12 protein-coding genes are annotated in these 13808 nt (G+C 36.7%); 10 read left to right on the top strand and 2 right to left on the bottom strand.

The features are described 5' to 3' along the window. Nucleotides 1–48 precede the first annotated feature (48 nt). Together KMHG_RS07645 and KMHG_RS17490 are read right to left on the bottom strand one after the other, a co-directional pair. Nucleotides 49–267: a helix-turn-helix domain-containing protein gene (locus tag KMHG_RS07645; protein ID WP_010288443.1), complete on the bottom strand. Its 219-nt coding sequence runs from the start codon at nucleotides 265–267 to the stop codon at nucleotides 49–51. A 20-nt stretch (nucleotides 268–287) separates the two neighbouring features. After that, nucleotides 288–1241, bottom strand: a complete 954-nt coding sequence (locus KMHG_RS17490; protein WP_010288442.1) for an LCP family glycopolymer transferase — start codon at nucleotides 1239–1241, stop codon at nucleotides 288–290. A 143-nt stretch (nucleotides 1242–1384) separates the two neighbouring features. Between KMHG_RS17490 and KMHG_RS07635 the strand changes: the two genes are divergently transcribed. From KMHG_RS07635 to KMHG_RS17485, 10 genes are all read left to right on the top strand, one after another. Beyond that, nucleotides 1385–2164: a YveK family protein gene (locus KMHG_RS07635; RefSeq protein ID WP_010288441.1), complete on the top strand. Its 780-nt coding sequence runs from the start codon at nucleotides 1385–1387 to the stop codon at nucleotides 2162–2164. Then, nucleotides 2161–2859 (top strand): CpsD/CapB family tyrosine-protein kinase, encoded by a 699-nt coding sequence (locus KMHG_RS07630; protein WP_010288440.1) that lies wholly within the window; start codon nucleotides 2161–2163, stop codon nucleotides 2857–2859. Before KMHG_RS07635 ends, KMHG_RS07630 begins: the two co-directional genes overlap by 4 nt. A gap of 12 nt (nucleotides 2860–2871) precedes the next feature. Then, nucleotides 2872–3633 (top strand): tyrosine-protein phosphatase, encoded by a 762-nt coding sequence (locus KMHG_RS07625; RefSeq protein WP_010288439.1) that lies wholly within the window; start codon nucleotides 2872–2874, stop codon nucleotides 3631–3633. Nucleotides 3634–3645: 12 nt separating this feature from the next. Further along, a complete protein-coding gene (locus KMHG_RS07620; protein ID WP_010288438.1) occupies nucleotides 3646–4872 on the top strand; it encodes a lipopolysaccharide biosynthesis protein in 1227 nt (408 codons plus the stop codon). 21 nt (nucleotides 4873–4893) lie between these two features. Continuing rightward, the gene (locus tag KMHG_RS07615) at nucleotides 4894–6300 is read left to right on the top strand and encodes a hypothetical protein (protein ID WP_010288437.1); all 1407 of its coding nucleotides are present in this window, start codon (nucleotides 4894–4896) and stop codon (nucleotides 6298–6300) included. Next, complete coding sequence (locus KMHG_RS07610) at nucleotides 6297–7394, top strand: glycosyltransferase family 4 protein (RefSeq protein WP_010288436.1); 1098 nt, start codon at nucleotides 6297–6299, stop codon at nucleotides 7392–7394. Before KMHG_RS07615 ends, KMHG_RS07610 begins: the two co-directional genes overlap by 4 nt. A 1006-nt stretch (nucleotides 7395–8400) precedes the next feature. After that, a complete protein-coding gene (locus tag KMHG_RS07605) occupies nucleotides 8401–10080 on the top strand; it encodes a nucleoside-diphosphate sugar epimerase/dehydratase (protein ID WP_010288434.1) in 1680 nt (559 codons plus the stop codon). After that, the gene (locus KMHG_RS07600; RefSeq protein ID WP_010288433.1) at nucleotides 10068–11096 is read left to right on the top strand and encodes an NAD-dependent epimerase; all 1029 of its coding nucleotides are present in this window, start codon (nucleotides 10068–10070) and stop codon (nucleotides 11094–11096) included. Before KMHG_RS07605 ends, KMHG_RS07600 begins: the two co-directional genes overlap by 13 nt. Beyond that, nucleotides 11083–12366, top strand: a complete 1284-nt coding sequence (locus tag KMHG_RS07595; RefSeq protein WP_010288430.1) for a nucleotide sugar dehydrogenase — start codon at nucleotides 11083–11085, stop codon at nucleotides 12364–12366. The genes KMHG_RS07600 and KMHG_RS07595 overlap by 14 nt, the downstream gene beginning before the upstream one ends. A gap of 119 nt (nucleotides 12367–12485) precedes the next feature. After that, nucleotides 12486–13808: adhesive domain-containing protein (locus KMHG_RS17485; RefSeq protein WP_010288428.1), on the top strand; the 1323-nt coding region annotated here is incomplete at its 3' end.

Genomic DNA, 13808 nt, shown 5'->3' with positions numbered 1-13808 from the left:
CCTCCTTTGACAGAAACATCGACAAAAGGAAATAGTAATAACGACAACTTATGTGAGTGGCTCGGGGCCGTACCATCTTTCCATTGCTTTTACATGGATAATCCAATAAATACGACTCGAATTATCTAATTGAAAATTTTTCAATAGTTTATGATTGAGTAATTCTTGCACAGCTTTTTCATCTTTTAGCATACGATTGAGCTTGTAAGATGATACTTGCCAGCGATAAGAAGCCTCTACAACAGTCATGTAATCATCAATTCCCAACTCACAACACCTCTTTTAATTTATTGTTCATTGGTCAAATTTAGCTGTTTTCGCAATATTTCGATATTTTTCTCTACATTTTTTTTGTCCATTTTATAGTAATAAACACCTTTAATTTTAATGCTCTTACCTTCATATAATGACAATTTTTTCGTGTTATCGATATTACCTAAATAGTTCTTTCGAATGGAATTCATATCTGAAATTGGAATATTTGTTTCCATATTGTGTTTCATGACCGTCAATAAGTTATCGACATTTTTTAAAGCATTCATGTCTTGTAATTTTTTAAACATCGCGAGTAAAACAGCACGTTGTCTATTTTGACGGCCGAAATCACCATCTTTATCATCTTTACGCATTTTTACATAATCTAAAATATTTTCTGCGTTTAATGTAACTTTTCCTTTCGGGAATGAGTTTGTACCTACAGTAAATGCTGTACGATTTTCGACTTCAATGTCGCCTGTAATCGTCATTAAATTTTGTAACCCTTCCATATTAATAGCTACAACATAATCAATTGGAATGTTAAAAACATGCTCGACTGTTTTCGCAGAAGTTTCAATACCACCGACTGCATATGCATGATTGATTTTGTCTAAATGGTTGTCTCCAGCAATTGGTACGTAAGCATCTCGGGGAATACTCATCGTCGTCGCAAGACCTGTTTCTGGATTGACCGTCATGACGATCATTGTATCTGAACGGCCCGGATCATTTTCTCGTTGGTCGACACCTAGTAGTAGAAATGATAACGGTTTTTCTTTTGCAAGTACTTTTTTCGGCGCATGATTTCTTAAATCACTTTCATATTTTACATACGTTTCACTATAACTATCCTGAGCATTAAGTACCTTGCTATAGGCGAAAATACCTGCGCAAGACAAAATGAGCAAAGTAGATAAAATTAACCAAATAATACGATGATTTTTGTAAGAATATGACTTTCTGGTTTTTTTCTTGTTAATCATACAATACCTCCTTACTGTTATAAAAAAGATGTTTGAACAGACTAAAGAATTGGCTATATTGAAAATGACAAAGAAATATCTTTTTTATTAATATATATCCAAATAATACAATTAGTCTAGTGTTTTATTTAGGGGGTAGTCAATTGAATCAATCAACAATCAGTTTAGAGGAATTTATTCATATCTTAAAAAGAAGGATATGGATCATCTTTATCGTAGGGCTTATAGGGTTAACAATCAGTTCCGCGCTTACATTTTTAGTGATCAAGCCTAATTATGAAGCGACGACACAGCTGCTCATTAACAAAACTGAGAAAAATGTAAGTTCTAATGTTTATCAAGAGACCCAAGCAGATTTACAATTGATGAACACGTATATTGCAGTAGCTAAAAGTGAAGTCATTTTAGCGGATGTTATTAAACAACTTTCACTTAATATGGATCTTCAACAACTTGGCGAAAAATTAAATGTTTCAAGTGAAGAAAATTCCAAAGTGATGGACATTCATATTCGTACGAATGATCCGATTGAATCCGTTAAAATCGCGAACAAAATTGCAGAAACGTTTAAGCAACAAGCACCAACATTACTAGATGTAAAAGACGTTCAAGTGTTATCAAGTGCTAATTTACAAAATACACTGGAACCTGTTTCACCGAATACGATTTTAAATCTATTGTTAGGATTTTTCTTAGGTGTGATTATCGGGGTAGCAGTCGTATTGTTACTTGAATTAAACGATGATCGATTTAAGTCAGAAAAAGAAGTTGAGCAATATTTAGAGTTGCCTGTAATCGGCACGATTCATAAATTGACGCCAGTGCAGCAGAAAAAAATGCGTCAACAAGTTGTCGAGAAGAAGCAATGGAAATGGCTCAAAGATTTGGATACGAATTTCAAGCTATGGAGGAATAAAGGATGAAAAAAATGATGAATGCTGCACGACAACTAATCGTCCGAGAACATCCGAAGTCAATTATTTCTGAACAATATCGTACACTTCGTACGAATATTAAGTTTTCAAAAGCCGATAAACTTAAATCGTTATTGGTCACTTCTGCTGTACAGGCAGAAGGGAAATCCACAATCGCGGCTAATATTACGTATTTATTAGCTGAAGAAGGCCAGCGCGTATTATTTATCGATGCAGATTTACGTAAACCAACTGTTCACTACACGTATCAACTGAAAAATACGATCGGTTTATCATTAGTGTTATCAAATCAGTCTGATTTAGAAAGCTGTATTCAAAAAAGTGATATCGACAATTTAGACATTTTAACGAGTGGTCCTATTCCACCAAACCCTTCGGAATTGATCGGTTCAAAGCGATTTGAAACGATGCTTGCTGAGGCAGAGTCACTTTATGATTGGATTATTTTTGATACGTCACCGCTACTTGCGGTGACAGATACACAGCTATTAGCTAATCGTGTGGACGGGACAATTGTTATCGTCAATATCGAAGAAACATCTAAAAAAATGACGAAGAAAGCGATGGGCTTACTTCGAAATGTAGATGCAAAAATTATTGGCGTCGTTATGAACAACATGACGTCTCAAAATGTGAATACGTATTATAGTTCGAGATATTATCATTCATATGTAGAGGAATAAGAGGTGTTGTAAATGGTAGACACACATTGTCATATTTTGTTTCATGCAGATGATGGCCCAGATACATTTGATGAATCTTTACAAATGATTGAAATGGCTGTACAACAAGGCGTTACACATATCATTGCAACGAGCCATGCCTACAAAGGAAAGTGGCATGTGACGAAAGAAGATGTGCTTGATAAAATCGCCATTTTACAACAACATGTTGATGATCAACAGTGGCCTATTACACTCATTCCCGGCCATGAGATTACAATTTCTTCACGTACCGCATCTCAAGTAATGGACAACAAAGTGTTACCGCTTGGTGATAGTCGATATGTTTTAATCGAGTTGCCATCTATGACGCTACCTGCTTACACTTGGGATATTTTTCAAGAATTGTTGACTAGTGGATATAAACCGATTATTGCGCATCCTGAAAGACAACAACAATTAATGGATGATCCGACCATTTTAGAAGATTACGTACGAAGTGGTGTGTTTACGCAATTAACGACAGGTGCTTTACTAGGTGTCTATGGCAAATCGGTGCAACAAAGTGCTTTAGATTTAATAGATCGCCAACTGATTCACTTACTTGGAACAGATGCACATGATACGTCGCAGCGTGTTTGCGATATAGCAGATGCTGTGGCGCTCTTAAAAAAGCGCGATGTAGATTATGTCGATGTATTATTGGCAAATAATGAACGTATTTTACGAGACGATACGTTGTATGTTATGGAACCACAACAGCCAACTAAAAAACGTTGGTGGTCTCGACGATAGGAGGGAAAGCGAATGTCTCGAAATATTTCGTGGACTTTTTTATCGAATATCGTGTTAGCCGGTGTGAAATGGTTAATGCTTATTGCATTAGCGAAATGGCTTGCACCTACAGATGTCGGATATTACGCACTTGGGTTAGCGGTGGCTTCACCGCTGACTTTTTTTGCAAATATGAAGTTACGCACACTATTTGTAAGCGCCGATACACCGCATTATACAGCGTATGCGACTGCTCGTAATATCGTCGGTGTTATCGTCATGCTCATTCTTTTTGTGATTGCTTACGTATTGTACTACGATGCTTGGCTCATCATCATTTTAATTGGGATGAGTAAAATGCTCGATTTAGTAAGTGATTTCATGTATGCGTTACCACATCGCGAACAACATATGGCACGAATTTCAAAAATAATTATTGCCAAACAAGGGACATTGATGGTAGCGTTTATGATCACGCTATTACTCACATATAATTTAATATGGACGCTATTTATTCAACTAGTCATACAATTCATTTGGCTAGGTATTGAATACGTGGTATTCGTACGACAATATGATTTTGATCGTACGCGCAATCGTGCATTAACGTGGCGCATTTTATCGCTCGGTATACCGCTTGGTGTGACGCAGCTCATCGTTTCTTTTAATAGCTTTTTACCACGTTACGTATTGGAATATTTTACGGATGCGGAAACGCTCGGCTATTTTGCTGCCATTGCTTATATTACGGTCATCGCGAATATCGTCATGGGCGCGATTTCACAAAATTACTTGCACGTTTTTAAAAACCAACATGACCGCGAAGATTATAAAGATTTAGAGCGTACGCTATATGTGGATTTAGGAAGTATTGCCGTCATTTTAAGTGGCGTCACATTTTTAATCAGTTTATTTATTGGTAAATTCGTACTCACAATTTTATACGGTGCCGCGTATGCACAATACGATTGGGTACTCATGCTGTTAAGTGGCTGTTTATTTTTCAATGCATTAAATTGGAATATCGACACCGCGTTGACGAGCGTTGGCATTGTAAAACGCCAACTTTATTTTGTTGTTATTGCAAGTGGCATTAGCATACCTGTTACGATTTTACTTATTTATGCATTTGGCATTAAAGGAGCAGCGTTTGCGATGATTACAAATAGTTTTTTCTTGTACGCAACGAAAGAAATATTTTTCAGAAGATGGCTACGACAAAGGAGGGAGATGTATGCAACAAAACAACAAGCGCAATAGCCAGTTAGAAGGTGATCGCCGATGAAAACGTTCGCGCAAATCGCAATAGCTGTTGCAATGTTGTCATTTGGTACGTATGCGAGTGTACAAATTAATAACCATGTTGCATTTAATGGCTATGAAAAATTATATTTATTGCCGTTACTATACATGTTTTTGTTTATTTTTATTTTAAATCCTTTATTATTTAGTCGTTTTAACACATTTTTAATGACGTATAGCGCTGTATCGTTTTTACGCTACATGATGCTCCCATTTTTAATTGTAAAATCTGGTTGGTACATTGGGCGTTCGCCTGTCAACCCGTTGTCGTCTTCATTTGAGCTAGCGATTGAGCTCATGCTATGGGAGCTATTATTAGTGACGCTAGCCGTTGGATTATTTTTCGGACGTAAAAAGGTGCTACGTTTAAAAATGAACGAAACAAAAAAAGTAGCGTTGCCCGAATCGTATACGGTATATATCGCGTACATTCTGATTAGTATTGTCGTATTGGCATTAGCACCTGAAGTGTTAAATAGTTTCGCGTTTATTATGCCTCACGATAATATGATTGATATCGGAGCTGCTGGTTTTAAGACGAGTATTGCGCAGTTCGTATTAATTACGGCGAAATACATTTTATTTTTATTAATGATGACCGCTATTTATCGCCAATACGAAAAAGCACCGAGTTTTTTATGGATTTTCATTTCGTTTCTCATTGTGCTATTGAACATTTGTATTTTATTTGGCGACAATCGTTCAGATTTCTTAATTAGTGCGATTGCAAGTTTATATTTATTCTACCGTTTATATGTAAAGCGTGCGCTGCCATTTATTATTGGCACGACGGTTTTATTGTTCATCGTTTTTATGAATATTACGACGTATCGTAATACCGTAACAATCACAAATGGCGTAGATCGTCTTGTCGATGTTACGGATACGCTTCAAATTTATGCGGGTGGGCCTTATAATGTCGCGATGGCTACAGAATTATCACAATATTTCCCATATGCTGCGACGGCAGGTAACTTCTTATACGATTTAGCCCGCCCATTTATCGGCTTGAATATTTTTTTAAGAGACGTAGATGGATTCCAGTTCAGTAACTATTTATTTAACTACCGTATTTACTTTGATGATCATGTTGCACAAATTTTACCGATGGTTGGACAAGGTTATTTTTATAGCGGATTTTTATTCGCGCCATTTTTAGATATTGTGTTCGTAGCCATTGCTTATATGTTGTATCGCATCATGATGAAAGGAAATCGTATCGAATTGATTTTCTTCTTATCGATTCCGATTACTCGTATTGGCTTTATGATGGGTCAAAATGGTGGTATTTTATTAAATGATATTTCGTTCACGTTATTACTAAACATATTAATTTATGTTGCCAATAACTATGTTGTTTTAAAGCGAAGGGAGGTTGCAACGTGAAGCTGACGTACGTATATGATTTAAAGTTTCAAACAGATGGTCAGCATATGTATTCGAAAAACTTTTCAGATGTGACATGGCAAAAATATTTGAATATAGCAGAAGAAATTCATATTTATCCGATACTAACACAAGTGAAGCATAGCACATTGCCACCTATTCAAAGCCCGCTTCATGTCCATCCGTGGCCATATGAAAAAACAGCTCAATTATACAGCCAGTTGTCGCGTACTTGGCAACGTGCCTTTGCCATTGCGTCAAAAAGTGAAGGAATTGTCATTCGCTTACCATCTCATATGGGGATATTTGTCGGGCTGGCGTGTATTAAATTGCAAAAGCCTTACATGGTAGAAATCGTCGGCAATGCTTATGAAGCTTATCGTTTACAAGGTAATCCATTATACAAAACATTAGCTTTGCCTATACATGAAGCGATGAAAAAAATTGTCCATCATGCAAAAGTAGCCGTTTATGTGACGCATCAATATCTTCAAACGTGCTATCCGACGACTGGAACGGCATATACCGTACCGAATGCGATTATTCGTGAGCAACCTCGCGTAGAAAGACCGACTACTTTTACAGTCGGTATGATTGGTTCAATGGGGACGAAATATAAAGGACACGATACATTATTTCGTGCTTTATCAATACTAGATCGGTATGCATTACCGATACAAGTAAAACTATTAGGGGAAGATCAGCGTTCTTTGCCGAGTTACGAACACATTCAAGTGACACATGAAGGTATTTTAAGCAATGAGTCGTTGCAACAATGGTATCAGCAATTATCATTGTATGTGCAGCCAAGTTATACAGAAGCAATTGGTAGGAGTATTATGGAGTCTATGAGTTATGGTCTACCAGTTGTCGCCTCAGAAGTTGGTGGTATTCCAGAGTTATTGGAGAAAAGGGACTTATTTCCCGCACGTGATGCTGAGCAATTTGCTAAGAAAATCGCTCATTATTATTATGATCCATTGTTATGGAAGCGTACAGGAAGCCGTAACCAGCGTCATATTCAAACATTTCGTTCAGAAAATGCAGAAAGAATGCGTGCATTAGCATTTACCCACTATGTAAAGTATTTGTGAAAAATGTAAGTAAGTAGACATAAACCAAATAGCTTAATTAATCTTACGCCCTTAATTTTTCGTTAAGGGCTTTTTTTATGGACGAAAACGCTTGGTAACAAGGATTTTCAGAAAAATATTATATGAAAAAAATGTATAATTTTTTTAAAGTTTTTTAAAAAATTTTTGTTCGAAAAGAGCTAAAAACTATATATAATTCATGCTAATTACTATTTTAATATGTTAAATATCACATAAATATGGGTGGCATCGTAGAGGATGATATATATTCGATTATTTCTAACCCGCTCTGAATAATTTTAAACTTGGCTTTAATATCTACTATTTCCCCCCTTTAAAATAATTCTTTTGACTATAAAAATAGAATGTACATATAAATGTGTATATAAATAGATCCTAAAGAACTATTAAAATTAAAAATAAATTAAAATTTTTTATAAAATCTAATTTTAAACTTCAATTCGTTAAAAATATAGTCTTTTTTTCATAATATTTTTAGAACTGAAATAGAAATTATATCAAAAATAGGACTGATTTTAGAGGGGGATAATGAAAAAAGTGCTTTTTTAGTCTATCTCCTTTCAAAAATCCTGTTTTTTACACAGCTTAAACAATAAAATAAAGAAAAAATTACAAAAAACACTGTGCATATAGTGACAACTGTTTTATGACCAGCAACGTTAGAAACGTTGATATATCAATGTTCTAATGCTATTTTATTTACACAATTACGTGTTAAAAATTTTTATTTTAGAAGCTATATGGATATAAAACTGATAATTTTGTTTTAAAAAAGCAAAAAGATGCTATATTAATCGTGAGAAAAATTTTAAATCAATAGGGCTATGTAGCTTTAGAGATGAGGTGAAGTTATTCGATGAATATTCCAATTAAATGGAAAATTATAAGTTCAGATTTTTTATTCATGTTAATACTAGTTGGATCAACTTTTGTTCTAGCACCACCTTCCTTAAACAACAATAGTCTTCTTATATTAGGAATCGCCATGTTAGGCGTTTGGATTGCAACGACAGCCTGCATACACTTTTATCGACACGACGTCGCAACTGTCAGCACGAGTCGCTTACTATTGAATACGTCAATTTTAATCGCAGCGCTCATTACGATCCAATCTATTTGGCGGCTACCATTAGAAATCTATTTATTTACAGCTACTGCTTCACTTTTTTACTTTTTAGGAACGCGAACGCTCTATCAACACATTAAGAAGCGATATAGCTCTGGAAAACAGATGGTACAAAAGAAACATTTATTAATCATTGGTGCTGGCGAAGCTGGACAACACGTTGTTGAGCGCTTGAAACATCGTCAAGAATATAAAGTCATCGGATTTTTAGACGACGATCATCAAAAAATTGGTATGGATATTTGTTCAATACCTGTACTAAGTGAAATCAAATTGTTGAAAAGTATGGTGCAGCGTGTAAACGTGGAACAAATATTAATTGCTATTCCATCCTTATCACCTCAGAAACTACAGCAAATCATGAAGCTATGTGTAGAAACAGGTATCCGAACACAAATTGTTCCTTCATTAGACCAGCTCGTAAACGGACAGCCAATGCTGAACCAAGTCCGAGATGTAAACATTGAAGATTTACTCGGTCGTGAAGAAGTCGATTTAGACGAAGCGATGTTAGCAAAGCATATTACGAACAAAACGGTACTCGTAACGGGTGCGGGCGGGTCCATCGGTTCTGAGATTTGTCGTCAATTGCTTCGATTGCATCCAGAAAAATTAATTTTACTCGGTCATGGTGAAAATTCAATTTATTCGATTGAAAAAGAATTAAGACCATTAACGAAAACAACACTTATCCCAATTATCGCAGATATCAAAGATGCGGATGTGATGAATGAAATTATGCATACACATCGGCCACACATCGTCTATCATGCGGCAGCACATAAACACGTACCATTAATGGAGATGAATCCATTAGAAAGTGTGAAAAATAACATTCTCGGTACGAGAAATGTTGCACAAGCAGCACATATGGCAAACATCGAAAGATTCGTCATGATTTCTAGCGACAAAGCGGTAGATCCACCAAATGCGATGGGAGCTACGAAAAGAATTGCAGAAATGGTCATTCAACAATTAGCGAAAAAGAGTTATACAAAATTTGCAGTCGTACGATTTGGGAACGTCTTAGGCTCAAGAGGATCAGTTATTCCATTATTCCAGCAGCAAATTTCAAAGGGTGGCCCTGTCACAATTACAGATGCACGCATGACACGCTATTTTATGACAATTCCTGAAGCTGCGCGTCTTGTGTTGCAAGCTTCTGTTTTGACAGAAGGGGAAGATATTTTCATCTTAGACATGGGTGAACCAGTAAAGATTATTGATCTTGCGAAAAATTTAATTCGCTTATCGGGTTTTGAACTACATCAGATTCCGATTGTAGAAGTAGGTATCCGTCCAGGCGAAAAATTACATGAAGTCTTACTCGGTGAACATGAGCAGCTGAAACAAAAAGTGTACAACAAAATTTATGTTGGCCATACAGAAAGCTGTACCGAGCAAGAAATAAACCAATTTTTAACATCTATTTTTGAAAAGTCTTTATCAGCAGAACAAATTAAAGAGAAACTTTTAACATTTGCGAATAAACGACAAAACGTCGTCGCGAAAAGGGAGGACGTTAAATGGAAGTATTAGTGACAGGATGTGCGGGATTTATTGGTTCGCACGTGACGAAACGTTTATTAGAGGATGGACATCATGTTGTAGGTATTGATAATTTAAACAATTACTATGATGTGCAGTTAAAGCATGATCGATTGGCGTGGATTCAACATCCGAACTTATCTTTTTACAAACTAGACATTACGGATCGACAACAATTGATCACGCTCTTTGCAGAACATTCATTTGATCGCGTTATTCATCTTGCAGCACAAGCAGGTGTCCGTTACAGTATCGACTTTCCAGAAACGTACGTAGAAACAAATGTCGGCGGCTTCTTTCAACTATTAGAATGTTGCAGACAGTTTAAAACACCGCATTTATTATACGCTTCATCAAGTTCTGTATATGGAGGAAATCAAAAATCGCCATTTTCGGTAGACGACCCGGTAGAGCATCCAATGAGTTTATACGCAGCAACGAAAAAATCAAATGAATTATTTGCACATTCGTATAGTAATTTATATCAACTGCCGACTACGGGATTACGATTTTTCACAGTATATGGTCCTTGGGGGCGCCCTGATATGGCACTATTTAAATTTACAAAAAACATTCTGAATAATCAGGAAATTGATGTCTATAACAACGGTCACATGCTCAGAGATTTCACTTATGTTTCTGACATTGTTGAGAGTGTCGTGCAATTAATGGACCAAATACCGACTGCTAATGTTGGTTGGAGTGAAGAGAAAGATTCTCTAGCAGAAAGTTTTGCACCGTATCGCGTGTTAAATATTGGTCATAGCGAACCTGTAAAACTCATGGATTTCATTGAAACGCTAGAGCAAGAACTAGCAATAGAAGCAAAGAAAAATTTTATGCCACTTCAAAAAGGCGATGTACCAGATACATTTGCCGATGTCAGTGCGCTTAGACAGTTAATTGGATATCAACCTGAAACAACGATTGTGGAAGGGATTCGAAACTTTGTTGCTTGGTACAAACAGTACTACGGCGTGAAGGAGGTTCTTCATGAAAAATTATAATATCGGTATTGTCGGGCTAGGATATGTAGGTCTCCCAGTTGCAGTTGCTTTTGGTAAAAAACAATCCGTTGTCGGTTTCGATATTAACGAATCACGTATTGAACAATTAAAAAATGGCATGGATATTACGAATGAAGTTTCACCACAAGATCTAATGGCTGCATCCATCGCTTACACTTCTGACCCTATAGCACTTGAACAATGCAACTTTTTAATTATTTCAGTGCCTACACCGATTAATGAAGCAAACCAACCAGATTTAACACCGATTTTAGCGGCTTCAAAAACAGTCGGACAACATTTACAAAAAGGGACGATCGTCGTTTATGAATCAACTGTTTATCCTGGATTAACAGAAGAGGAATGTGTGCCTATTTTAGAAAGACATTCAGGATTAAAAGTCGGTATTGATTTCCATATTGGTTATTCGCCAGAACGTATTAACCCAGGTGATAAAGTGCATACGTTTACGAATATCAAAAAGGTTGTATCTGGTGAAACGCCAGCCATTACAGATGAAATTGCAGACGTATACAGCCAAGTCGTAGAAGCAGGTGTTCATAAAGCTTCTTCTATTAAAGTAGCAGAAGCTGCAAAAATTATTGAAAATACACAACGTGATGTAAATATTGCGTTGATGAACGAATTAGCGCTCATTTTTGACACATTAGATATTAATACAGCAGAAGTATTAAAAGCTGCCAACACGAAATGGAACTTTTTAGATTTTAAACCCGGACTCGTTGGCGGGCATTGTATCGGTGTAGATCCTTACTATCTCACATACAAAGCTGAACAAGCAGGTTACATGCCAGAAATGATTTTAGCAGGACGTCGCTTGAACGACGCTCTACCACAATATATTGCAAGTATGGTTGTGAAAAAGTTAGCGGCACAAGATATTACAAATCAGGACGCACTCATTACAGTACTTGGTTTAACATTCAAAGAAAATGTACCAGATATTCGCAATACAAAAGTAGCGAACTTGATTAAAGAACTAGAGGAGTACGGTGTGTCGATTCAAGTACATGACCCTTTAGCAGATAGCCGAGAAGTATTTGATGAATACCAAATTCGTCTAAGTGACGCAGATCAACTGCAAAAAGCAGACGCTGTTATTTTAGCAGTACCACATGAAGCATACACAGAAAAATCTTGGTCATGGGTGACTTCTTTACTGAAAAGAGAAGATGGCATTGTCATGGACATTAAAAGCTGTTTAGACCCTTCTACAAAACCAGCGCTCGTGAAGCATTGGAATTTATAAGACGTTTTACATTAAAGGAGGTGTTGGCCTAGCGTAGTTATCTAAACCATTTATCGATCTGTTGCAAACTTGCCAATGTATTCTAAACAACTACTTAAAATGAGAAAGAAGGTTATGAAATGCCGAAAAAGAATTACTCAAAGTGGACGAAAAGTGCAGCAGCTTCAATGTTAGCATTTTCTTTAGTAGCAACTCCTTATGCAATTTCATTTGGTGAAGGCGGAAAACCGAAAGTATCGCAAAGTGCGGCGAATGCGGCGGTACTAGAAGCTGAATTGTTAGCGAATATGTCAGTCACAAATGATTCAGGAACAACTGCAAGCAATCGTTTCCAATTAAATCCAAATGGCTCTCAAGATGTTGATTTCACGATTTCTGGTAGCTCTTTAGCGCAAGCTTCCACAGTTGCATCTGGTAACAAATATGTTGTTTTAGGGATTCCAGAAGAACTACGAGGACATGTGGCACCAAATGGTCAAGCATCGATTGATACAGCAGTTACGGTACGTATAGATGGCCTCAAACTTGTTGAGGATTTAATTAATGCCCTTGATGCAGTAACAGCAGCAGTTGCGACAGCATTATCTGCTACGCCAGGCATTCAAATTAATATTGATGAAGTAGTAGAACAACTAGACGTATTTAAAACTGTAGGTGCAGTTGGACAAGGTAATTTTGATGCGGATGTGACCTTAAGTGCAGATGGAGAGTATTTAGTAGCAGAGATTGATGATGGTCTTGGTCTTGTCGCAGCACAAAACCTTACAGGAGCGGTGAACAATATCAATAATGCTGTACAAGCATTAAATGCTACTGGTAGTGGACTTATCACGGGAGGAGCAGCTGCAGCATTAAATACGACGTTGGCACCTTTAAAAATAACAGTTAATGCAGCAGCTAATGTTGTAAACTCTACGATTACTGCTGGAGGAGCAATCATCAATCAACTAGCTGATGCTTCAGTACTAGGTGATACGAGTGTTACTGTTCCGACAACCATTACAGGTCCAGTCGATTATTTAAATGAAAACCCAAATCTTGATGCAGAATTTGTAGGGTCAGTAGTTAAAACAGATGTCTTAAATTTAAGTTTATTTAATAAAACAGATGGTCGTACAACGACTTACTACCAAGGTAACTATGCAGACTTCGCAGCTGAAAATCCAACAAATGTGAATACAACAGGTGACTCAACAGCAGGTTATACAGTAACTGGTAACGCGACGCCGGGTGACACAGTTACAGTATACAATGCTAATAATGAACCTGTCGGAACAGGTACTGCAGATGAAAATGGCAAATTTGAAATCTCTTTAGATAACACAGTAGGTCCAGAAGAAGATCTAACAGTAAAAGCTTCAAATGATTATGGTGAAAGTGATGGTGTTCCAACTAATACACCAGCTGACTTAGCAGCACCAGCGGCACCATCAGATGTGAAT

The organism is Kurthia massiliensis (genome assembly GCF_000285555.1).
GTDB classification, from domain to species: Bacteria; Bacillota; Bacilli; order Bacillales_A; family Planococcaceae; genus Kurthia; species Kurthia massiliensis.
Note: the sequence above shows the minus strand (reverse complement) of the source record. Positions and strands in the feature narration are given on the sequence as shown.

Excerpts from the sequence above, each read along its gene's own strand:
- KMHG_RS07605 (WP_010288434.1), top strand. The coding sequence starts at position 8,401 with ATGTTAGGCGTTTGGATTGCAACGACAGCCTGCATACACTTTTATCGA.
- KMHG_RS07625 (WP_010288439.1), top strand. The coding sequence starts at position 2,872 with ATGGTAGACACACATTGTCATATTTTGTTTCATGCAGATGATGGCCCA.
- KMHG_RS07620 (WP_010288438.1), top strand. The coding sequence starts at position 3,646 with ATGTCTCGAAATATTTCGTGGACTTTTTTATCGAATATCGTGTTAGCC.
- KMHG_RS07600 (WP_010288433.1), top strand. The coding sequence starts at position 10,068 with ATGGAAGTATTAGTGACAGGATGTGCGGGATTTATTGGTTCGCACGTG.
- KMHG_RS07630 (WP_010288440.1), top strand. The coding sequence starts at position 2,161 with ATGAAAAAAATGATGAATGCTGCACGACAACTAATCGTCCGAGAACAT.
- KMHG_RS07595 (WP_010288430.1), top strand. The coding sequence starts at position 11,083 with ATGAAAAATTATAATATCGGTATTGTCGGGCTAGGATATGTAGGTCTC.
- KMHG_RS07615 (WP_010288437.1), top strand. The coding sequence starts at position 4,894 with ATGAAAACGTTCGCGCAAATCGCAATAGCTGTTGCAATGTTGTCATTT.
- KMHG_RS17490 (WP_010288442.1), bottom strand. The coding sequence starts at position 1,241 with ATGATTAACAAGAAAAAAACCAGAAAGTCATATTCTTACAAAAATCAT.